At 69.4% G+C, this 22521-nt stretch carries 20 protein-coding genes; 14 read left to right on the top strand and 6 right to left on the bottom strand.

Going from position 1 to position 22521, the window contains the following annotated elements; translation table 11 throughout:
• Positions 1-73 precede the first annotated feature (73 nt).
• From hemB to BST11_RS01045, 3 genes are read left to right on the top strand one after another with little or no spacing between them, the layout of a single operon-like run.
• Positions 74-1063 carry a porphobilinogen synthase gene (gene hemB, locus BST11_RS01055; protein WP_083136167.1) on the top strand — a complete coding sequence of 330 codons (990 nt, stop codon included), beginning with the start codon at positions 74-76 and terminating at the stop codon, positions 1061-1063.
• Between the two features lie 23 nt (positions 1064-1086).
• Positions 1087-1611, top strand: a complete 525-nt coding sequence (locus BST11_RS01050) for a DUF3093 domain-containing protein (protein ID WP_083136233.1) — start codon at positions 1087-1089, stop codon at positions 1609-1611.
• Entirely contained in the window at positions 1608-1871 is a 264-nt protein-coding gene (locus BST11_RS01045) for a hypothetical protein (RefSeq protein ID WP_083136166.1), read from the top strand. The genes BST11_RS01050 and BST11_RS01045 overlap by 4 nt, the downstream gene beginning before the upstream one ends.
• Here BST11_RS01045 and BST11_RS01040 read toward each other — a convergent pair.
• Positions 1868-2320 (bottom strand): STAS domain-containing protein, encoded by a 453-nt coding sequence (locus BST11_RS01040; protein WP_083136165.1) that lies wholly within the window; start codon positions 2318-2320, stop codon positions 1868-1870. The genes BST11_RS01045 and BST11_RS01040 overlap by 4 nt on opposite strands.
• 264 nt (positions 2321-2584) lie before the next feature.
• Here BST11_RS01040 and BST11_RS01035 point away from each other — a divergent pair, with 264 nt between their 5' ends.
• From BST11_RS01035 to BST11_RS01025, 3 genes are all read left to right on the top strand, one after another.
• On the top strand, positions 2585-3823 hold the full coding sequence (locus BST11_RS01035; protein ID WP_083136164.1) for an acyltransferase family protein: 1239 nt from the start codon (positions 2585-2587) through the stop codon (positions 3821-3823).
• A gap of 5 nt (positions 3824-3828) precedes the next feature.
• A complete protein-coding gene (locus BST11_RS01030; protein ID WP_083136232.1) occupies positions 3829-4524 on the top strand; it encodes an Rv0518 family GDSL lipase in 696 nt (231 codons plus the stop codon).
• 62 nt (positions 4525-4586) lie between these two features.
• On the top strand, positions 4587-5738 hold the full coding sequence (locus tag BST11_RS01025) for an NDMA-dependent alcohol dehydrogenase (protein WP_083136230.1): 1152 nt from the start codon (positions 4587-4589) through the stop codon (positions 5736-5738).
• Here BST11_RS01025 and BST11_RS01020 read toward each other — a convergent pair.
• Genes BST11_RS01020 through BST11_RS01000 form a run of 5 tightly spaced genes read right to left on the bottom strand, consistent with a single transcriptional unit; the run spans position 5707 to position 11946 of the window.
• Entirely contained in the window at positions 5707-7203 is a 1497-nt protein-coding gene (locus BST11_RS01020) for an AMP-binding protein (RefSeq protein ID WP_083136231.1), read from the bottom strand. The two genes, BST11_RS01025 and BST11_RS01020, sit on opposite strands and share 32 nt — an antisense overlap.
• Positions 7200-7982 carry an SDR family NAD(P)-dependent oxidoreductase gene (locus tag BST11_RS01015; RefSeq protein WP_083136163.1) on the bottom strand — a complete coding sequence of 261 codons (783 nt, stop codon included), beginning with the start codon at positions 7980-7982 and terminating at the stop codon, positions 7200-7202. The genes BST11_RS01020 and BST11_RS01015 overlap by 4 nt, the downstream gene beginning before the upstream one ends.
• Entirely contained in the window at positions 7975-9582 is a 1608-nt protein-coding gene (locus tag BST11_RS01010) for an AMP-binding protein (protein ID WP_083136162.1), read from the bottom strand. Before BST11_RS01010 ends, BST11_RS01015 begins: the two co-directional genes overlap by 8 nt.
• Positions 9575-10315, bottom strand: a complete 741-nt coding sequence (locus tag BST11_RS01005; protein WP_083136161.1) for a GntR family transcriptional regulator — start codon at positions 10313-10315, stop codon at positions 9575-9577. The genes BST11_RS01010 and BST11_RS01005 overlap by 8 nt, the downstream gene beginning before the upstream one ends.
• Complete coding sequence (locus BST11_RS01000) at positions 10315-11946, bottom strand: SMP-30/gluconolactonase/LRE family protein (protein ID WP_083136160.1); 1632 nt, start codon at positions 11944-11946, stop codon at positions 10315-10317. Before BST11_RS01000 ends, BST11_RS01005 begins: the two co-directional genes overlap by 1 nt.
• A 207-nt stretch (positions 11947-12153) precedes the next feature.
• On the opposite strand from BST11_RS01000, the gene BST11_RS00995 reads away from it, so the two are divergent.
• From BST11_RS00995 to acuI, 8 genes are read left to right on the top strand one after another with little or no spacing between them, the layout of a single operon-like run.
• Positions 12154-13008, top strand: a complete 855-nt coding sequence (locus BST11_RS00995) for an SDR family NAD(P)-dependent oxidoreductase (RefSeq protein WP_083136159.1) — start codon at positions 12154-12156, stop codon at positions 13006-13008.
• Positions 13008-14396, top strand: a complete 1389-nt coding sequence (locus BST11_RS00990) for an aromatic ring-hydroxylating oxygenase subunit alpha (protein ID WP_083136158.1) — start codon at positions 13008-13010, stop codon at positions 14394-14396. Before BST11_RS00995 ends, BST11_RS00990 begins: the two co-directional genes overlap by 1 nt.
• Positions 14397-14400: 4 nt before the next feature.
• Entirely contained in the window at positions 14401-16251 is a 1851-nt protein-coding gene (locus BST11_RS00985; RefSeq protein ID WP_083136157.1) for a flavin-containing monooxygenase, read from the top strand.
• A complete protein-coding gene (locus tag BST11_RS00980; RefSeq protein ID WP_083136156.1) occupies positions 16252-17187 on the top strand; it encodes an SDR family NAD(P)-dependent oxidoreductase in 936 nt (311 codons plus the stop codon). It abuts the gene before it with no gap.
• Positions 17180-18346, top strand: coding sequence for a CaiB/BaiF CoA transferase family protein (locus tag BST11_RS00975; RefSeq protein ID WP_083136155.1), 1167 nt, complete (start codon positions 17180-17182; stop codon positions 18344-18346). The genes BST11_RS00980 and BST11_RS00975 overlap by 8 nt, the downstream gene beginning before the upstream one ends.
• A gap of 2 nt (positions 18347-18348) precedes the next feature.
• The gene (locus BST11_RS00970) at positions 18349-20061 is read left to right on the top strand and encodes a thiamine pyrophosphate-binding protein (RefSeq protein WP_083136154.1); all 1713 of its coding nucleotides are present in this window, start codon (positions 18349-18351) and stop codon (positions 20059-20061) included.
• 15 nt (positions 20062-20076) lie between these two features.
• Positions 20077-21522 (top strand): aldehyde dehydrogenase family protein, encoded by a 1446-nt coding sequence (locus BST11_RS00965; RefSeq protein WP_083136153.1) that lies wholly within the window; start codon positions 20077-20079, stop codon positions 21520-21522.
• Positions 21523-21529: 7 nt separating this feature from the next.
• Complete coding sequence (gene acuI / locus BST11_RS00960; protein WP_083136152.1) at positions 21530-22513, top strand: acrylyl-CoA reductase (NADPH); 984 nt, start codon at positions 21530-21532, stop codon at positions 22511-22513.
• The last annotated feature ends 8 nt before the right edge of the window (positions 22514-22521 follow it).

The raw sequence follows: 22521 nt of genomic DNA, 5'->3' as shown, positions 1-22521 counted from the left end.
GCGAGCGTGTCTATACAGCGACACGCCGTCGAGGCTGGCATTTTGCGGACGCTCGCGGCTGCGAAACCGCGCGATGAGCATGGACGCCTACCCCCGGCAGCGCCCGCGACGGCTCCGCTCGACCGCCGCGCTGCGTCGCCTGGTGGCGCAAACGTCTCTGGAGCCAAGGCATTTGGTGTTGCCGATGTTTGTCGCCGACGGCATCGACGAGCCTAGGCCCATCCCATCCATGCCCAAGGTTGTTCAGCACAGCCGGGATTCGCTGCGCAAGGCCGCCGAAGCCGCCGTCGCCGCCGGGGTGGGCGGGCTGATGCTGTTCGGGGTGCCGCGCGACCAGGACAAGGACTCGACCGGCTCGGCCGGCGCCGACCCCGACGGCATCCTCAACGTCGCGCTGCGCGAGCTGGCCAAGGACCTCGGCGACTCCACCGTGTTGATGGCCGACACCTGCCTCGACGAGTTCACCGATCACGGGCACTGCGGGATATTGGACCGGGCGGGCAGGGTCGACAACGACGCCACGCTGGCGCAGTACGTCAAACTTGCGGTGGCGCAAGCGGAATCGGGTGCCCACGTGGTCGGACCGAGCGGGATGATGGACGGCCAGGTGGCGGCGATCCGCGACGGCCTGGACGCCGCGGGCCACAGCGACGTGGTGATCCTGGCGTACGCCGCCAAGTTCGCCTCGGCGTTCTACGGACCCTTCCGCGAGGCGGTGAGCTCGAGCCTGTCCGGGGACCGGCGCACCTACCAGCAGGAGCCGGGCAACTTCCGCGAGGCGCTGCGCGAGGTCCGGCTCGATCTGGACGAGGGCGCCGACATCGTGATGGTCAAGCCCGCGATGGGCTATCTGGATGTGGTGTCGGCCGCGGCCTCGATCTCGCCGGTGCCGGTGGCCGCCTATCAGGTCTCGGGGGAGTACGCGATGATCTGCGCGGCGGCCGCTAACGACTGGATCGACGAGCGGGCCGCGGCGCTGGAATCGTTGACCAGCATCCGGCGCGCCGGCGCGGACATCGTGCTCACCTACTGGGCCGCGGATGCGGCAGGCTGGCTTTCGTGACAGCAGACAACCAACAAGAGCCGCTGTTCTACGAGCGCGGCGCCAGCTGGTGGTGGGTGGCGCTGGGCCCGGCCGCGGCCGGGGCCATGGTCGTGATTCAGATCTGGAGCGGCGCCCCGGTGTCGTTCGTCGTCCCGGCGATCTTTTTGGTGCTGGTGTCGTCGTTCGTCGGACTGCAGGTGAAGGCGGCCCGGATCCATGTCTCGGTCGAGCTCACCCCGGAGGCCCTGCGCCAGGGCACCGAAACCATCCTGGTGCGCGAGATCGTCAAGGTCTATCCGGAGCCCGAGCACCACGAGGCCTCCGGCAAGGAGCTCGCGCGCTGGCAGTCGGCGCGGGCGCTCGGCGAGCTGACCGGGGTGCCACGCCACCGGATCGGCATCGGGCTCAAGCTCACGGGGGATCGCACCGCCCAGGCCTGGGCGCGTCGCCACCGCCAGCTGCGGGCGGCGCTGACCCCGCTCGTCCAGGAACGGGTCGAACCCGCCGGATCCGACGTCCCCGACGACGCCGGCGACGACCGGTTCGACGACGGGCCACTGCCGTGACCGCCCGCCTCGGCGGCGTCAAGGCCTGGATCCAGCTCGTGCTGGCCTGCACCGCGCTGGTGGGCGCGGGCGTTTGCTGGATGCACGCGCGCCGCATAGTGAGCGTGGCGCCGATCGCGGACGGGGAGCCGTCCACGACGTCGCTGGTCTATAGCCCGCAGATGCTGCTGCTGACCACGGTGCTGGCGACGACCGCCGGAGTGCTGGCGGTGCTGGGGGCCGCCCGGCTGGTGCGGGGGCGGCGGGCCGGCAAAGGCTAAGCCGTCTTCTTGATGAGCGGCAGCACGAGCTGACGGCGGTCGACGATCGCGTCCGCCAGGGTGCGAAGCGCCTCGCGCACCGAGCGCGCGATCGGGAACATCTCCGCGGTGTCGTCCTGGTCGCGGCGGACGCCCAGCAGCTCCATGGCCGCCGGGCCGGCGACCAGTGTCCACTCCACCCCGGCGGCGCGGCAGGCCTCGTCGAGCCGGTGCACCAGCGAAATGCCCGCCGCGGCAAAGTGATTGACGTCGCTCAGGTCGAGCACCAGCGGGTTGCCCCCGAGGACGAAGCGCCGAACGTGCTCGCCGACCCGGTCGACGTTGACGGCGTCGATGTCACCGCGGATGGTCACCACGGTCGCCAGGTGCCGGCAATGGGCCCGGATCTGGGCGCCATCGCACTCAATCGTGCCGTAACCGCGTCGAGTCGCGACGTGTGCGATTGTCATGTGCGCCCCATTCGAAGAACCTGTCTACTACGGTGCCCGCAAAACCTAAGGGGACCGAAAGCCGCCTCTAACTCTTTGCTAAGAAGCCACTCGAGGCGTTTTCGGCCACCACGCCACGGCCCCTCACGCCGTCGCCGCGCCGGCGCTGTTAGGCTGCGTGGGCTGCCGGGTGCTCGGTCGGGGGGCTGCTGTGATGCCGAGATCGCCCGGTCGCCAGGCTAATCGGATACGAAAGCGGCGCGGCCCAGACGGAAAGAAAGCCCTGTGGGGACGATAGAGATCAAGGGCGAGATCAAGGCACTGACGGGACTTCGCATCGTCGCCGCGGTGTGGGTGGTGCTGTTCCACTTCCGGCCGATGCTGGGCGACGCCTCGCCCGGCCTCCTGCAGGCCCTGGCGCCGGTGCTCAATTGCGGGGCCCAGGGCGTCGACCTCTTCTTCATCCTCAGCGGATTCGTCCTCACCTGGAACTACCTCGAGCGCCTGGGCCGGAGGTGGTCGACGCGTGCCACCCTGCACTTCCTGTGGCTGCGGCTGGCCCGGGTGTGGCCGGTGTACCTGGTCACGCTGCACCTCGCCGCCCTGTGGGTGATCTTCACGCTCCACGTCGGTCACGTGCCGTCGCCCGACGCCGGCCAGCTCACCGCGGTCAGCTACGTGCGCCAGATCCTGTTGGTGCAGTTGTGGTTTGTGCCGTTCTTCGACGACTCCAGCTGGGACGGGCCCGCCTGGTCGATCAGCGCGGAATGGCTGGCGTACCTGCTGTTCGGCCTGCTGGTGCTGGTGATCTTGCGGATGAAGCAGACGACCAGGGCGCGCAACCTGATGTTGCTGGCGTTCGCGGCGTCGCTGCCGCCGATGGTCATGTTGCTGGCCAGCGGCCACTTCTACACGCCGTGGAGCTGGCTGCCGCGCATCGTGACGCAGTTCACCGCCGGCGCCCTGGCCTGCGCGGCCGTGCGCAGGCTGCGGATGACCGATCGCGGTCGCCGCGTCGCCGGCCACGTCGCCCTGTTGCTGTTGGCGGCCATGGTCGGCGTCCTCTACTGGTTCGACGCGCACCCGATAGCGGGCGTCGTGGAGAACGACAGCGGCGGGGTGGTCGACGTGCTGTTCGTTCCGCTGGTGATCGCCCTGGCGATCGGCCTGGGCGGCCTGCCGCGGCTGCTGTCGACGCGGGCGATGGTGTACGGCGGACAGATCTCGTTTTGCCTGTACATGGTCCACGAGCTGGTGCACACGGGTTGGGGGTGGGCGGTCGAGCAGTTCGAGCTCGCCCCGCAGGACAATCCGTGGAAATGGAACGTCGTCGGCCTGCTGGCGATCGCGGTGGTCCTCTCGATCCTGATGTATCACTTCGTCGAGGAGCCCGCCCGCCGATGGATGCGCAAGATGGTCCACATCCGCCCCGCCGACGACAAAGTCGAGTCCGCCGAGCCGGTCAGCGCCAAGCTGCACCCGATCGACGGTGGGCTGGAAGCGGTTTCGGCCCGAGCGGTGTGACGCTCGTGAGTCGCCTGGTCACCTTCGCCGTCAGCTTGGCCGTTGTGGTCGCCACCTTCCTCGGCAAGCATCCACATTCGGCACCCGCGCGCGGCTACAACATCCTGACCATCGACATGCGGCTCAATCACGTCGCCGTCGTCAGCGACTCCTACACCACCGGCACCGAGGAGGGCGGGCTGGGGCCGCGGTCGTGGCCCGCCCGCGCCTGGCAGATGCTGGGCGCCGAAGGCGAGCGGATCGCGCCCGACGTGGCCGCGGAGAAACGGGCCGGCTACGTCACCCCGGGCGACCACCACAGCATCTTCTACGACCTGACCGACAGGGCGGTGAAGGACGACGACGCGCTGGTGGTGTTCTTCGGCTCCCGCAACGACGAGAGCGCCGACCCGCAACTGCTGGCCGGGAAGGTCCGCGACACCTTCGGGCTGGCGCGCACCCGCGCACCGGCGGCGCGGCTGCTGGTGATCGGGCCGGCGTGGCCGACCGCTGACGTGCCCGCCACGATATTGCGGATACGCGACGTGCTCTTCGGCGCGGCCCTGGGCGCGGGGGCGGCGTGGGTCGACCCGATCGCCGAGCGCTGGTTTGTCGGCCGGCCCGAGCTGATCGGCGCCGACGGCGTGCACCCCACCGACGCGGGACACCAGTACCTGGCGGACATGATCGCGCCGCTGATCCGGGCGCAGCTGTCCACCTGAACGAGCCTGAACGAGCCTGGACGAGCCTGAACAAGGAGGTCGCCATGAAGTGTCGCGCCGCCGTGCTGCGCGGTGTGGGCGAGGACTGGGAGGTCCGCGAGGTGGTTCTCGACCCGCCGCACGCCGGTGAGGTACTGGTGCGGATGGCCGTCGCCGGCGTCTGCCACTCCGACGACCACCTCGCCACCGGCGACGTGGTGCCCACCCCCGAGGTGCTGGCCGCGACCGGAATGCCCGCGCCCGACTGGTTCCCGGTGCTCGGCGGTCACGAGGGCGCCGGGGTCGTCGAGGAGGTCGGGCCCGGCGTGACGGCGGTGCGGCCGGGCGACCACGTGGCGATGTCGTTCATTCCCGCCTGCGGGCGCTGCCGATTCTGTGTCAACGGCCAGAGCTACATCTGTGATGCCGGCGCGAGCCTGTTCGCCAAGGAGATGCCCTCCGACGGGACCTGCCGCCGGCATCTCGGCGACGAAAACCTGTTGGCCTATGGCCAACTCGGCACGTTCGCCGAATACGCGGTGCTCTCGGAAATGTCGGTCATCAAGATCGACGACGCGATCCCGTTCCACGCCGCCTCCCTGGTGTCCTGCGGCGTCAGCACCGGCTGGGGCTCGGCCACGATCTCGGCGGGCACCGAGCCCGGCGACACCGTCGTCGTCCTGGGCACCGGCGGAGTCGGGATGAACGCACTGCAGGGGGCGCGCGCCGCCGGCGCGACCTACGTCGTCGGGGTGGATCCCGTTGAGTACAAGCGGGATTCGGCCAAGATCTTCGGCGCGACCCACACCGCGGCATCCGCCGAGGAGGCGCTGCCGCTGGTGTCGGAGATCACCGCCGGGGTGATGGCCGACCGCGTCGTGGTGACCGTCGGTGTCCTGCATGTGGACCTGATCCCGTTGGCGCTGAGGCTACTTCGCAAGGGCGGCACGTGCGTGCTCACCGGCATCACCCCGTTCAGCGAGCCCCTGGTCCCGCTGATCCTGCAGGAGATGGTGCTCTCGGCCAAGCAACTCAAGGGGGTGCTCTACGGCGGGATGAATCCGCGTACCAGCGTGCCGACGCTGCTGTCGATGTATCGGGCGGGCGCGCTGAAGCTCGACGAGCTGGTCACCCGCCACTACCGGCTGGACCAGATCAACGAGGCGTTCGCGGACCTGCGCGAGGGCCGCAACATCCGCGGAGTCATCGACTTCGCGCACGCAGTTCCCGCCTGAGCACCTTGCCGTAGCTGTTCTTCGGCAGCTCGTCGACGAATTCGTAGCGCTTGGGCCGCTTGAAGCGCGCGATCCGGGTCAACAGGTGGGCGTCCAGCTCCGCTGGGTCGACGGCACCGCCGGTGCCGTCCGCGCCGACGATGAATGCGACCACCACCTCGCCCCACTCGGCGTCGGGCGCGCCGACCACGCACGCCTCCGACACGGACGGGTGCTCGAGCAGGACCTCTTCCACCTCGCGCGGGTAGATGTTGGTGCCGCCGCTGATGACGACGTCCTTGGAGCGGTCCCGCAGTGTCAAGAACCCGCGCGCGTCGAACGAGCCCATGTCGCCGGTGTAGAGCCAGCCGTCCTTCAGGGTGGCACGGGTCGCGTCCGGGTTGCGCCAGTAGCCCGACATGACCGCGTCGCCCCGGCACACGATTTCGCCGATCTCGCCGGGGGACGCGGGGCGGCCGTCCGCGCGCAGCACCGCGACCTCCATCCCCGAGCGCGGATAGCCGACCGAGCCGAGGATCGCGTCGTCGCCGGGCTGCGCGGACTCGTGGTCGGCGCGGCGCAAACCGGTGATCGTCATCGGCGCCTCGCCCTGCCCGTAGATCTGCGCGAAGATCGGGCCGAACGCCGCCATCGCGCCCTTCAGGCTGTCGACGTACATGGGACCGCCGCCGTAGACGATGGTCCGGAGGTTGGCCGGGCGCCCGCGTCCGGTGCGCACCAGGCGCTGGACCATCGTCGGGGCGAGAAAGGCGCTGGCGGCGGGGTGGTTTCCGCACAGGTCGAGGAACTCGTCGGGGTCGAAGGCACCCGACTCGGGCACCACCTGGCGGGCCGCGCGCAGCACGTAGGGAACGACGTAGAGCCCCGAGCCGTGCGACATCGGGGCCGCGTGCACCAGGCTGCAGTCCTCGTTCGGTGCGTCGATGTCGGCCAGGTGGGCGACGGCCATCGCGGTGAGGCTGCGATGCGACAGCATCGCGCCCTTGGGCCGGCCCGTGGTTCCGCTGGTGTAGAACAGCCATGCCAGGGTGGACGGGTCCGTGTGCGGCGGGGCCGACGGGTCGGCCTCGAAGCGGCGCGAATAGCCCTCGGAGTCAAGGGTTTCGACCGGCGCGGAGGTGACCGACGCGAGCCCGGCGCCGATCGTCGGGGAGGTGAAGACCTGCGACGCGCCGGCGTCGTCGAGGATCTGGGCCATCTCCAGGGGATGCAGCTTGTAGTTGATCGGGACGACGACGCATTCGGCGGCCCAGGTCGCGAACATCAACTCGACGATTTCGGGGCGGTTGTGGCTCGCGATCGCGACGCGCGCACCGGCGCCCACCCGCTCCCGGATGGACGTCGCCAAACGCAGTGCGCGGTCGCGCAATTCGCCCCACGTGCACACCAGGCGGTCCCCGTGGTACACCGCTCCCCGGTCGGCGAACCGGCGCGCGGCCTGATCGAGCGCCGCGAACAGGTTCACCGAGGGGTCCACTCCGAGTTCAGCGCGAAGTCCGACAGATACTTTGTCGAACTCCATCCACCGTCGACGACGATCGTCTGCCCGTTGATGAAACTTCCGCCCGGCGAACACAGGAACGCGACGGTGCTGGCGATGTCGTCGACGCGGCCCAGCCGCTGATGCGGCGTCATCTCGGTGTTGATCTTGCGGAATCGCTCGTCCTCGAGGCGCTTTTCGACCATCGGGGTCAGCGTCACCCCGGGCGCGACGGCGTTGCAGCGGATGCCGGACGCCCCGTACTGGCAGGCGATGTGCGTGGTCAGCGCGGTCAGCCCGCCCTTGGCCGCCGAGTAGGCGCCGCCGCGCAGGCCCCCGACGACCGCGAACGTCGACGTGACGTTGATGATCGCCGAACCGGGCCGCATGTGGGGCAGCACGTCGCGCGCGAGCCGGAACGGGGCGCGCAGCATCAAACCCAGGAACTCGTCCAGCGTTTCGTCGTCGGTCTCGTGCAGCGGCTTGGGGTTGCCCACCCCGGCGTTGTTGACCAGGAAGTCGATGCGGCCCCACCGGGACACGGCGAGGCCGACGATGCGTCGCGGCGCGTCGTCGTCGGTGAGGTCGACGGCGAGGGTCGCGACGCGATCCGGATCGCCGACGGCGCTTTCGAGGGCGGCCAGCCTGGCTTCGTCGCGCCCGGTGCCCAGGACCGCCATGCCCATCCCGGCGAGCCTCGTCGCGCAGCCCAGGCCGATGCCGCTGCTCGCACCCGTGACGATCGCGACCTGCATCTCACCCATCCTCGGTCTCCGCCCGTGTCGCCGCCTGTGTTAAAGCCGCCCGGATCTCATGCTTGAGTATCTTCCCCGCGTCGTTCTTCGGCAGCGAATCCCAGATGACCACGCGTTCGGGCGCCTTGAACTTCGCGACTCCCTTGCTTTCCAGCAGCGAAAGCAGGCTCGCGACGTCGGGCCGCGCCGCGCCCGCGGGCACGATCACCGCGCACGCGCGCTCGCCGGTGCGCTCGTCGGGCAGTCCGACGACCGCGATCTCGGCGATGCCCGGGTGGTCGGCGAGCAGGTCCTCGACCTCCCTCGCCGAGATGTTCTCGCCGTTGCGGATGATCACGTCCTTGGCCCGGCCGGTCACGAGCAGGTATTGCCCGTCGACCCAGCGGCCCAGATCCCCGGTGCGGAAATATCCCTCGGCGTCGAAAGATTCGGCGTCGTCTTCGGGATGCCGATAGCCGAGCAGCATCTGCGGGCCGCGCACGCGGATCTCGCCGGTGCCCGGCGCGAGTCTGACGTCGGCCACGCCGACCCGCCCATCGGTGTCCGCGGCGCGGTCGGCGTCGTCCAGCGAGCCCACCGTCGTGACCGGCACTTCCGTCGAGCCGTACACGCGGGTGACGGCCGCGGATTCGAAATAGGCCGCGGCCCTGCGGATCAGCGGCGGCGACACCGCGGCGCCGCCGCAGATGAACACCCTCAGCTCCGGCAGGCGGGTGCCGGCGCGCTCGGCGGCCGACAACAGCTGCTGGAGGAACGGCGTGGCCCCGGCCATGTGGGTGCACCGCTCGGCGCTGATCAGCGCCACCGCCGCCGCCGGGTCCCACCGGTCCATCAGCACCGCGGTGGTGCCCAGCAGCAGCGGGCACTCGAACGCGTAGATCGAGCCGCCGATGTGGGCGATCGGCGACGGGACCAAAAAGGTGTCGCCCGGTTCGATGGCCCAGTAGTCGCGGAGCTGACGGATCAGGGCGTGTATCGAATTGTGGCTGTGCAGCACGCCTTTGGGCCGGCCGGTGGTGCCCGACGTGTAGAGAACCATCCGCACGGCGTCGGGGTCCAGCGCCGGCAGCCGCCCGGCGTCCGGCCGCTCGCCCAGCAGCCCGGCGTACGGCGTGTGCGCACCGGCGGTTTCAGGGCCCCGCAGCACCACGACCTCGGGGGCCGCGGGCCCCATCGCCCCGGTCACGCGTTCGAGCATCGCCGCGTAGTCGTGGCCGCCGAAGCGGTGCGGGACGAAGATCATCGCCGTTTGGGCGTCCTCGAGGATGAAACGCAGGTCGTTGTCGCGCAGCGACGGCAGGATCGGGTTCACCACCATCCCGGCCAGCGTCGCCCCCAGATAGATCACGGCGGCCTCGTGCCAGTTCGGCAGCATGAACGACACGACGCTGCCGGCGGGCACGCGCGCCAGCAGGGCGCCGGCCAGCGCGCCGGCCCGAACCTGCAGTGTGGCGCAGTCGAGGCGGGTGTCGTTGTCCACCAACACCGTTCGCTCCGAGGTGGCCTCCGCCGCCGAGCGCAGCGTGTCGGCCAGCGTGGTGTGCACCCACAGCCCGCGCCGGTATGCGTCTGCCGCGCGTGCGGGGTCCGTTCGGGTCGGCCTAGCCATTCACGCGTCGCATGGTCATCGCGTAGCGGAAGCTCGACGACAGGTGGGTGTTGATCGTGACTTGCGCGATCTCGCCGTCGGAGGTCCGGTAGGTGCGCCGCATCTGCAGCGCGGCGGTCCCCGCCTCGGCGCCGAGGCCGGCGGCCAGCTCCGGAGACAGCAGCACCGCGGCGATCTCCTGGCGCAGCTCGGCGACGCTCACGCCGAACAGGTCCTCGATCAACGGGAAGATCGGTCCGGTGTGGCGCTGCAGCAGCCTGCCGACCGCGGCGAAGGTGCGGTTGATGTAGTACTCCGCGCGGCACAGCGGCAGCGGCGCGCCGTCGGCCTGCCGGTAGCCCCGCACGGACAGCCACTGGCTGCCGGCCTCCAGCCCGCTCCGGGCGGCGAGGTCGTCGTCGACGGTCACCATCTCGTTGGACTCGATGGTGAGCTGGGCGCCGGACGCGAACGCGAGCAGGTCGTCGATCGACATCGCGTCCTGCGCATACGAACTCGACGCCGGCCGGGGAACCACCCGGGTACCCGCCCGCGGCCGCGATGCGACCAGGTTGTCCTCCCGCAGCCGGCGCAGCGCCTCGCGGATGGTATAGCGGCTGACCGCGAACCGCTCACACAGCTGGTGTTCGGTCGGCAGCTGCGAGCCCACCGGATACACCCCGTCGACGATCTCCTTGCGCAGCGTGCGCGCGATCTGCAGGTAGCGGTGGTCGCTGGAGATGGTTTGGGGCATCAGCGGCCGCCCGGATCCGGGCGCAGGGCCAGCACGCTGCCTTCGCCGTCGGCCGAGAGGTACAGCGTCCCGTCGGGCGCGGCGGCGATACCGGCAAACGGGCCCTGCGGGCCGGAGAACGGCGGCATCCCCTTGAGCGGCTTGGGCACCACCCCCGGTGGGGGGCCGACCGGCAACCCGGACGCGATGGTGCGCGCGGCGTTCTTTTCCCGGTTGTTCAGGTCAAAAGCGATCAACTCCCTGGCGCCGGCGTCGACGATGTAGAGCACGCCGTCGCGCACCGAGATGCCTTGCGGGCGTTGCAGATCGGCGACGACGGTGTCGGTCTTGGATCCGTCGACCCTGACCACGCGCCCGGCGCCCGACTCCGCCACCAGGCACGCCCCGTCCGCGCCGATTGCGACGCCCACCGGGTCGCGCAGGCCGGCGGCCAGCACCTCGATGTTCCCCGCCCGCAACGACAACACCCGCCCGGTGCCCAGCTCGGCGAAGACCGTCGCGGTGGGGCTCACCGCGACGCCGTAGAGCTGATCGAAACCGTCGGCCAGCACCTCGCTTTCGCTCGCCGCCGGGCGGTAGCGCGCGACCTGGCCCCCCGACGTCGTCACCACGAACTCGCCCGGCCCGCCGGCGGCGACGCCGCGCAGGAACCCGGGATAGCCGGGGCTGAACAGCATCCCGACGGTTCGCAGCGATCCGTCGGGTGCGGCGGCGTAAAAGTACGTGCCGTCGGCGATGTGGAGATCGCCCTCGTCGCCCACGGCCAGGTCCAGCGGCCAGTTCAGCCCGCCGGGCAACACCGTGCGCGTCGCGCCGTCCGGCGATATCTCGGTGATCTCGCCGGTGAAGTTGGACACCAGCACCGTCTCACCGACGAAGGTGCAGTTGTCCAGCCCCGGATTGAGCTGGGCCAGCAGCCGCCGTTCCCCGCTGCGCGGATCGATGCGCAGCACCTGCCCGCTGGCCACCTGGGTCGAGACGAGGTGGCCGTGCGGGTCGAACTTCACCGAGTCGGGAACACCGAGACCGGCCGCGACGCATTGTGGTTCGCCGCCGTCGGGGTCGATGCGCCAGATCTCGTTGGCGCCCATCACCGGGAAATACAGCAGGCCGTCCGGCCCGACCTCCATCGCGTTCGGCGAGGGCACGTTCGCCAGCAGCACCCGCGGCGGCCCGCCGCCCAGGTCGAATTCCAGCAGGCGCCCACCCTCGCGGCATTCGCCGACGAACAGCCGGCCCCGATGAAAGGTGATGCCGTTGGCCGACGGGATGTCGTCGCGCAGCACGCGGGTGCGGCCGGCGGTGTCGAGCATGCTGACGCGGCCGTCCATCACCTCGGTCGCATAAAGGTTGCCGCTCGCGTCGAATGCGACGTCGTCGGGCGCGACGATGTCGCCGCCCTTGGCGCTCACGGTCTCCAGGTGGCCGGTGCGGTGATCGAGCGCGCTGATCTGGCTGCCCGTCACCTGCGCGATGTAGATGCGGCCGTCGGGACCCGTCCGCAGGCCGTTGGCGCCGAACAGGCGGCTGGGCGCGGTGACCCGTTCGAGGCGCCAGCCGTTCGCCACGTCGACCGGCCGACGGACCGCGGGATCCACCGCGTACCGCGACGGATGCGTCGTGCTGGACATGTTTTCGCCGAGATCCTTCCCGCCGGCCCGAAGTGCCCGTTGGGGCTGGACGTTATCAACTCCGGCTAGTCCAGACAATAGCCGCCAAAGCCCCCGCAACGCCCTTGACAGGCATGTCCGCCGATGGGAATAGTGTTCTCCGAGGGACAGAACCCAATATGTTGTCCGGACAATTGCGGGAGTTTTCGCCGCGGACGAAAGCAGGTAATGCAGGACTTCCTCGGACACCTCAGGCTGGACGGTCGCATCGTGGTGGTGTCCGGCGCCGGCGGCGGCGGCATCGGCACGACCGTGACCGCGATGGCGGCCGGGGCCGGAGCGACGGTGATCGCGGTGAGCCGCTCGAAGGAAAACCTCGACGAGCACGTCGCGCCGCTCGCGCGGCAGGGCCTGGCGGTGCTGCCCGTCGCGGCAGACGCGTCCACCGACGACGGCATCGCCGCGGTCCTCGACCGGGCGCGGCGCGCCGAGGGGATCCTGTACGGGTTGGTCAACGTCGCCGGTGGCGCCGACCCGTCGACGTGGATGCCGTCGACCCGCGTCACGCGCGAGGACTGGCGCAAGATCTTCGCCGACAACCTCGAGACGGCGTTCTTCATGAGCCGGGCCGTGGCGGCCGAACTCGTCGCGCAGCAGCGGCCCGGATCGATCGTGTCGATCTCCTCGATCAGCGGCATGAACACCGCCCCGTTCCACATCGCCTACGGGACCGCCAAGGCGGCGATCGCGGCGATGACCCGCACCATGGCGCTGGAGCTGGCGCTGGCCGGGATCCGGGTCAACGCCGTGGCGCCGGGCGTCACCGAGACCGCGGCGTCGCGCACCTACGTCGACGAGGACCCCGAGCGCGATCGCCAGGCGATCGCGATGGGCCGCCGCGGACGCCCCGAGGAGCAGGCCGGCGCCATCCTGTTCCTGCTCTCGGAGCTGTCGAGCTACGTCACCGGCCAGACGCTGCTCGTCGACGGCGGGCTCGACCTCAGGTGGAGCCACCTCGGCGCCGACAACACCTCGCTGTTCCTCAAAGACGAATCCTTCCGCGCGGCCATAAGGAGGATGTGATGACCGATCTGGCCAAGGACGCGAAACCCGCGGCGAACGGCCCAGGGGCCGAGGAACTTTCGAAGCCGATGACGATCGGCGTCGAGGCGTACGTCAGCGAGGACTACGCCCGCGCGGAGCGCGACAGGCTTTGGCGCAAGGTCTGGCAGCAGGTGGGCCGCGTCGAGGAGCTGCCCGAGGTCGGCAGCTACCTGACCTACGACATCCTCGACGACTCGATCATCGTGGTGCGCAGCGGAGCCAACGAATTTCGGGCCCACCACAACGTCTGCATGCACCGCGGCCGCCGCCTGATCGACACGCCCGAGGGCGCGAAGAACGCGTGCGGCCGCACCCGCAAGTCGTTCGTGTGCGGCTTCCACGGCTGGACCTACGGCCTGGACGGGGCCTGCACCCACATCCGCGAGCGGCAGGACTGGCAGGACACGCTGACGCCGGACAACACCCACCTGCGCCCGGTCAGGGTCGACACGTGGGGCGGCTGGCTGTGGATCAACATGGACCCGGACTGCGAGCCGCTGGCCGACTACCTATTCCCGGCCGCGAAGATCCTCGACCCGTTCGGCCTGGAGAACATGCGCTACAAATGGCGCAAATGGCTGACGTTCGACTGCAATTGGAAGGTCGCGCTGGAGGCCTTCAACGAGACCTACCACGTATTCACCACGCACCCGGAGTTCAACAAGTTCGGCGAATTCAAGGGCTGGGCCAAGGCGCAGGGCAAGCACAGCAACATCGGCTACGACGCCCCGGACGATCTCGCCGCGACCAAGTCCAAGATCCGCCTCGGCACCGGCGCCGATCCGCGGGTGTCGACCGCGGAGATGCAGATCTACACGATGGAAGAAACGAACACCTCCACCACCGAGACATTGGTGAACGCCGCCAAGCGGCTGGTCGACGAGTTGCCCGAGGGCACACCGGCCGACAAGGTCCTCGAGCACTGGCTGGCGTCGGCGCGCCGCGACGACGAGGCCCGCGGCGTGATCTGGCCGACGATTCCGCCCGACATCCTCGGGCAGGCGGGCACCGCGTGGCAGATCTTCCCGAACTTCCAGATCGGCCAGGGCCTGACGGTCGCGCTCTGCTACGGCGCGCGGCCGCACCCCAGCTACAACCCCGACAAGTGCATCTTCGAGGTGTCGGTGTTCGAGCTATACCCGAAGGGCCAAGAGCCGCAAACGGAATGGGAACACACACCGGTCGGCGACCCCAGGTGGCTGTCGGTCTTGCCCCAGGACTTCTCCAACATGGCCGCCGTGCAACAGGGCATGAAATCCCTGGGCTTTCCGGGCACCAAGCCCAACCCCTACCGCGAGCGCAGCACGGTCAACCTGCACTACCAATTGTCCAAGTACATGGGCACCGGCGAACCGCGGGAGCTTTAGACGTATGACACTTTTCGAGACGTGCGGACCGACGCGGACGCCCGACGACATCGACATCGACGCGCTGCGCGCCAAGTACCTTCACGAACGCGACAAGCGCCTGCGCCCGGAGGGTTCGAAGCAGTACCTGGAGCTCAAGGACGAGTTCGCCGAATTCGCCGAGGTCGATCCCCACACGCCGGTGACGCCGCGGACGCCGCTTTCCGAAGACGTCGAGGTGGCGGTGCTCGGCGGCGGCATCGCCGGGCTGCTGGCCGGCGCGTACCTGAAGAAGGCCGGCGTCGGCGACGTCCACGTCATCGAGATGGGCGGGGACTTCGGCGGGGTCTGGTATTGGAATCGATTTCCCGGAATCCAGTGCGACAACGACGCCTACTGCTACATGCCGATGCTGGAAGAACTCAACTACATGCCGTCGAAAAAGTTCGCCGACGGCGCCGAGATCTACGAGCATTGCCGGCGTATCGCAAAGCATTTCGGGCTCTACGACGGCGCGATCCTGTCGACCCAGGTGCGCCAGGCGCGGTGGGACGAGACGATCAAGCGCTGGCGGTTGAGCACCAACCGCGGCGACGACATCCGCGCCCGGTTCGTGGTGATGGCGCAGGGCTCGTTCAATCGACCGAAGCTGCCCGGCGTTCCAGGCATCAAGGACTTCAAGGGGCACATGTTCCATTCCGCCCGCTGGGACTACGACTACACGGGCGGGGACGCCAACGGTGGGCTGCACAGGCTGCACGACAAGCGGGTCGCGCTGGTCGGCACCGGCGCGACCGGCGTGCAGCTGGTTCCCCATCTGGGCCGGGATGCCCAGCACCTCTTCGTGTTTCAGCGGACGCCGTCGTCGGTCGACGTTCGCGGCAACGAGCCGACCGACCCCCAGTGGGCTGCGTCGCTGCGGCCGGGCTGGCAGGAGGAACGCAAGCGCAATTTCCACCGCTGGTCGCCGCTGGGCGAGGGCGCGGTGTTCGACGAGCCGGATCTGGTGTGTGACTTCTGGACCGAGCTGGGGCGCAACCTGACCGCGCGGATCGCGGCCGCCGACGATCCCGCGTCGCTGACCATCGAGCAGATCATGGCCATCCGCGAAGAAGAGGATTACAAGGTCATGGAGCGGTTGCGGCGCCGCGTCGGGGAACTCGTCGACGACTCGGAGACGGCCGAGGCGCTCAAACCGTATTACCGCTTCATGTGCAAGCGTCCCTGCAGCAGCGACGAATACCTGCCGACGTTCAACCGCCCGAACGTCACGCTGGTCGACGTGTCGGAATCCAAAGGCGTGGAACGGCTCACCGAAAAGGGGATCGTCGCGGGCGGCGTCGAGTACGAAGTCGACTGCATCATCTTCGCCAGCGGCTTCGAGATCACCACGGATATCAGCCGTCGTTACGCGATCGAGGTGATCGAGGGCCGCGACGGCCTGTCGCTCTTCGATCACTGGCGCGACGGCTACAAGTCACTGCACGGGATGACCAGCGTGGGCTTCCCCAACCAGTTCTTCACCGGCTTCATTCAGGGCGGGGTGGCGGGCAACACCACCGCGATGCTCGAGCAGCAGGCCGAACACATCGCATACCTCATCTCCGAGGCGATAGCGCGCGGCGCGACAACCGTCGAGCCGAGCCAGGAGGCCCAGGACAACTGGATCAGGACGATCCGCGAAACCTCGATCGACGCCTCGGATTTCGCGGTCTCCTGCACGCCGGGCTACTACAACAACGAGGGCGGCGGTGGCGGCGAGGGCATCCGCTCGGCCATCGGAGACCCCTACATGCCGGGCTTCTACGTGTTCGACGACCTGCTCAAACAGTGGCGCGCCAAGGGTGATCTCGATGGCCTCGAACTCGGGCGCTAAATGGCCGAGTTGAGATTCGACGATCGGGTCGCCGTCGTGACCGGGGCCGGCCGAGGGCTCGGCCGCTCCTATGCCCTGCTGCTCGCCTCGCGCGGGGCGAAGGTCGTCGTCAACGACCCCGGGGGCGCGCTGACCGGCGACGGCGGCGACGCGGGACCCGCCGACGACGTGGTCGCCGAGATCACCGCGGCCGGCGGGGACGCCGTCGCGTGCACCGAGTCGGTCGCGACCCGGGCGGGCGGCGACGCCATCGTCGCGACCGCGCTCGACCGCTACGGCCGCATCGACGTGCTGATCCACAACGCCGGCAACGTGCGCCGCGGCTCGCTGAAACAGATGAGCGACGAGGACTTCGACGCCGTGCTCGACGTCCACCTGCGCGGCGCGTTCCACGTCGTGCGCCCGGCGTTTCCGGTGATGTGCGGGGCCGGTTACGGGCGCATCGTGCTCACCTCGTCGATCGGCGGCCTGTACGGAAACCACGACGTGGCCAACTATGCGGCCGCCAAGGCCGGCGTGATCGGGCTGGCCAACGTCGCGGCGCTCGAGGGTGCCGCCGAGGGTGTGACGTGCAACGTGATCGTGCCGGCCGCGGTGACCAGGATGGCCGAGGGCATCGACATCTCGGCCTACCCGCCGATGGGCCCGGAACTCGTTGCGCCCGTGGTGGGTTGGCTCGCGCACGAAGCCTGCTCGGTCACCGGCGAGATCTTCATCGCGCTGGCGGGCCGGGTGGCGCGGGCCGTCGTCGCCGAAAGCCCGGGCGTGTACCGGCCCTCGTGGACGGTCGAGGAGGTGGGCGAGCACCTCGACGCGATCCGCAACGTCGAGGCGCCGCTGGTCTTCCCGGTCGTGCCCGACGGCCACGACCGCCACATCCGCTACAGCTTCGATCTGGCGCACCGCTGCAGCGAACGGGGCGCGTTGCATGGCTGACCGGACAGGCGCGGGCCCGCTGGCCGGCGTGCGGGTGATCGACCTCACCGCGATGGTGATGGGACCGTACTGTACGCAGATCATGGCCGACATGGGCGCCGACGTGATCAAAGTCGAACCGCCGCAGGGCGACAACACCCGATACATCTCGGTCGGGCCCGCGCCGGGAATGAGCGGCGTGTTCGTCAACGTCAACCGCGGCAAGCGCAGCGTCGTGCTCGACCTGCGGACCGACGCCGGAACGGCCGCGCTGCGCGCGCTGGTGCAGACCGCGGACGTGTTCATCCACTCGATGCGCGCCAAGGCGATCGCCAAGCTCGGCTTCGGCTACGACGACGTCGCCGCGCTCAACCCGGCGATCGTCTACACCAACTGCTACGGCTACGGGCACCGCGGACCCGACCGCGACCGGCCGGCCTACGACGACACGATCCAGGCCGAATGCGGGCTGCCGGCCGTCCAGCAGCAACTGACCGGCGAGGCCGACTACGTCGGAACGATCATGGCCGACAAGGTCGCCGGCCTGACGGCGCTGTATGCGACCACCATGGCGCTGTTCCACCGCGAACGCACCGGGCAGGGCCAGGAGGTCGAGGTCGCCATGTTCGAGACCATGGCCTCGTTCATCCTCGTCGAACACGCCAACGGCGCCATGTTCGACCCCCCGCTGGGGCCCGCGGTGTACCCGCGCACGGTGGCGCCCAACCGCCGCCCCTACCGCACCAGCGACGGGCACATCGCCGCGCTGATCTACAACGACAAGCACTGGAACGCCTTCGTGGCGGCCGTGCAGCCACCGTGGGCCGGCGAGCTGTACGCGACGCTCGAACAGCGCGCGCACCAGATCGATACCGTCTACGGGCTGCTCGCCGAGACGATGAAGGAGCGATCGACGCAGGAGTGGCTGGAGCTGTTCCACGAACTCGAGATACCGGCCGCGCCCCTGAACACGCCCGGCGCGCTGTTCGACGACCCGCATCTGAACGCCGTCGGCATGTTCGAGACGGTGGACACCCAGCACGGGCCGGTGCGATTCCCCGGCGTGCCCACCTGGTTCTCCCGGACGCCGGGTCGGGTCGCGGGGCCCGCGCCGGAGCTCGGCGCCCACACCGACGAAGTACTCGCCGAACTCGGCGCGCGCGGGAGAAAGGAACTTTGACCATGGCCGTGCCCGTCTACAAGCGCATCCTCGACCTGTTCGAGGCCGAGGGCGTGAACACGCTGTTCGGCATACCGGATCCGAACTTCGTGCACATGTTCATGGAGGCGGATTCGCGCGGATGGTCCGTGGTCGCGCCGCATCACGAACTGAGCGCGGGGTTCATGGCCGAGGCGGCGTCGCGCATCACGGGCAAGCCGGGCCTGTGCATCGGCACGCTGGGGCCGGGCATGGCCAACATCGCGGGGGCGATCCAGTGCGCGCTCGTGGAGAACTCGCCGGTGATCTTTCTCGGCGGCCAGCGCGCCCGCGTCACCGAGCGCCGGGTTCGGCGCGGGCGCATTCAATTCGTCCGTCAGGAACCGCTTTTCGCCGCGTCCGTCAAGTACAGCGCGTCCATCGAGTACGCGGACCAAACCGATGAGATCGTCCGCGAGGCGATCCGCCGGGCCATGTCGGGAACACCCGGCCCGGCCTACATCGAGTACCCGTCGCACGTCATCCTCGAGGAGCTCGACGTGCCGGATCCGTTGCCGCCCAACCGGTACCGGCTCGTCAACCAGGGGGCCGGCGCCCCCGAGATCGCCGAGGCCGCGAAACTGATCCGGGAGGCCAAGAGCCCCATCCTGTTGGTCGGGCACGCCGTCCACACCTCGCGCACCGGTGCGGCGGTCAAAGAGCTGGCCGAGCTGATGGCCTGCCCGGTCATCCAGACCTCCGGCGGCACCTCGTACATCCCCGGCCTAGAGGAGCGCACCTTCGCCTACCTGTTCTCCCCGGCCGCCAACGAGGCCGTCGAGGAATCCGACCTGTGCGTCGCGCTGGGAACCGAACTCGGTGAGCCCATGCACTACGGCCGGACCCAGCATTGGGCGGGCAACGATGCGAACCGCAAATGGGTGTACGTCGAGCAGGACCCGGCCGCAATCGGCGTCAACCGCCAGTTCGACGTGCCGCTGGTGGGGGACCTGCGCGGCGTCGTGCCGCAGCTCGTCGACGCGCTGCGGGACACGCCGCGCACTCCGTCGGCGAACCTCGAGAAGTTGGTCAGCGCAGACGCCGAGGAACTCGCGCAGCTTGCCGAGAGTGCGCCGTCGGGCCGTTCGCCGATCCACCCGGCGCGATTCATCGTCGAGGCCACCAAGGCGTTCAACGATCTCGACGACGGCATCATGGTCCGCGATGGCGGCGCGACCGTCATCTTCGGGTGGACCTACTCGCAGGCCAAGCCGCGCGACGTCATCTGGAACCAGAACTTCGGTCACCTGGGCACCGGCCTGCCCTACGCGGTCGGGGCATCGGTCGCCGAGGGCCGCAAGCGCCCGGTGATGCTGATGACCAGTGATTCGGCGTTCCTGTTCCACATCGCCGAACTGGAAACCGCTGCGCGGCAAAATCTTCCGTTGGTCTGCGTGGTGGGGGTCGACCACCAGTGGGGCCTTGAGGTGGGCGTCTACAAGCGCACATTCGAGCAGCCGTCGCCGCAGCCCGGCGTGCACTGGAGCAAGGACGTCCGCCTCGACAAGGTCGCCGAGGGTTTCGGGTGCCACGGCGAGTTCGTCGAAAAGGAAGACGAGATCCGCCCGGCGATCGCCCGCGCCTACGCCAGCGGCAAAGTCGGTGTGGTACACGTGTGCATCGACCCGAAGGCCAACTCCGAGGAGATGCCGAAGTACGACCGATTCCGCACCTGGTATGCCGAAGGTACCCAGTAAGAGAAGGATGAGCTGATGCGCGAATACCTGAAGTTCTACATCGACGGACAGTGGGTGGACCCCGTGCGGCCCAACCCCTTTGACGTCGAGAACCCGGCGACCGAGCAGGTCGGCGGCAAGATCTCGCTCGGGTCGGCCGCCGACGTCGACGTGGCGGTCAACGCCGCCCGACGAGCCTTCGCGAGCTGGTCGCAGAGCAGCCGCGAGCAACGCCTGGACCTGCTGCAGGCCATCCTCGCCGAATACCAGAAGCGCGCGGGCGACCTCGCGGACGCGGTCACCGAGGAAATGGGCGCCCCGCCCTCGCTGGCCGCCGGCCCGCAGGTCCAACTCGGGATCGGGCACCTGGCGACGGCGATCGACGTGCTGAAGAACTACCCGTTCGAGGAACAGCACGGCGCCACGCTGATCGTCAAGGAACCGATCGGCGTGTGCGGGCTGATCACGCCGTGGAACTGGCCGCTGAACCAGATCGCGGTCAAGGTGTACCCGGCGCTGGCGACCGGGTGCACCATGATCCTCAAACCCTCCGAGGTGGCGCCGTTCTCGGCCTACATCTTCACCGAGATCCTCGACGCCGCCGGCGTGCCCGCCGGGGTGTACAACCTGGTCAACGGCGACGGGCCCGGGGTGGGTGTCGCCCTGGCCGCCCACCCCGACATCGACATGGTCTCGTTCACCGGATCCACCCGGGCGGGCGTCGAGGTGGCCCGCAACGCCGCCGCGACGGTGAAGCGGGTGACCCAGGAGCTCGGCGGCAAGAGCCCCAACGTCGTGCTCGACGATGCGGGCTTCGCCGACAGCGTGCGCGCGGGCGTGACGAACATGATGCCGAACTCCGGGCAGAGCTGCAACGCGCCGTCGCGCATGTTGGTACCGAATTCGCGCATGGCCGAAGCGATCTCGATCGCGCGCGAGGTCGCCGAACAGGTACGGGTGGGCAGCGCCGACGACGCGAGGGCGATCGGGCCGGTGGCGTCGAAGGCGCAGTTCGAAAAGGTCCAACGCCTGATCCAGCAGGGCATCGACGAGGGTGCGAGCGTTGTCGCCGGCGGCCCGGGCCGTCCGGCGGGGCTGGAAACGGGCTACTACGTAAAGCCGACCGTCTTCGCGAACGTCACCAACGACATGACGATCGCGCGCGAGGAGATCTTCGGCCCGGTGCTGTGCATGCTCGGCTACGACGACCTCGACCAGGCCGTCGAGATCGCCAACGACACCGACTACGGCCTGGCCGGGTACGTCTCGGGCGCCGACCTCGACAAGGCGCGGGAGGTGGCCCGCAAGATCCGGGCGGGGTGGGTGACGATCAACCACGCCTTCGACATGAACGCGCCGTTCGGCGGCTACAAGCGCAGCGGCAACGGCCGGGAGTGGTGCGAGTTCGGGTTCCACGAATACCTGGAAGTCAAGAGCACATTGGGCTACGGGCCTGAAGAAGCGCCCGAGCAGAAGGGATGAGACACAGGTGTTTTCAGCAGTTCTGATCGAAAAGGGTGATACGGGCCAGTCCGTCGGGGTCACCGACGTGGACGAGGCGCAGCTGCCCGAGGGCGACGTTGCGGTCGACGTCGAGTACTCCACCCTGAACTACAAGGACGGCCTGGCGATCACGGGCAAATCGCCGGTGGTGCGCAAGTTCCCGATGGTCCCCGGCATCGACCTCGCGGGCGTGGTGACCGACAGCAGCCACGCCGACTGGAAGAAGGGCGACCGTGTGGTCCTCAACGGCTGGGGCGTGGGCGAAACGCATTGGGGCGGGCTGGCTCAGCGCGCCCGCCTCAACGGCGACTGGCTGGTGCCCTTGCCGTCCGCATTCACCACCCGCCAGGCGATGGCGATCGGCACCGCCGGCTACACCGCCAGCCTGTGCGTGGACGCCCTGCTGCAGCACGGGGTGTCCCCCGAGCAGGGCGAGGTGCTGGTGACCGGCGCGACGGGCGGCGTCGGTAGCGTCGCGATCGCGTTGCTCACCGCGGCCGGGTTCAAAGTGGCTGCCGCGACCGGGAAGTCGTCGGAACAGGCGTACCTGCAGCAACTCGGCGCCGTCACGGTGCTGGATCGCGCCGAGCTCGGCGAGGCCGGCAAGCCGCTGCAGAAGGAGCGCTGGGCCGGCGTCGTCGACACCGCCGGCAGCCACACCCTGGCGAACGCCTGCGCGCAGACGCGGTACGGCGGCGCGGTGGCCGCCTGCGGTCTGGCCCAGGGCATGGATTTCCCGGCCACGGTCGCGCCGTTCATCCTGCGCGGCGTTTCGCTGCTCGGCATCGACAGCGTGATGGCGCCCAAGCAGCGGCGCCTGACGGCCTGGGAGCGCCTCGCGCGCGACCTGGATACCGGCGCGCTGGATTCGATCGCCCGCGACATCGCGCTGGGCGAGGCCATCGCCGCGGCCGGCGAACTCATGAACGGCAAGGTGCGGGGCCGCATCGTCGTCGACGTCAACCGCTAGTGGGACGG

Source organism: Mycobacterium alsense, from assembly GCF_002086635.1.
GTDB lineage: Bacteria > Actinomycetota > Actinomycetes > Mycobacteriales > Mycobacteriaceae > Mycobacterium > Mycobacterium alsense.
Note: the sequence above shows the minus strand (reverse complement) of the source record. Positions and strands in the feature narration are given on the sequence as shown.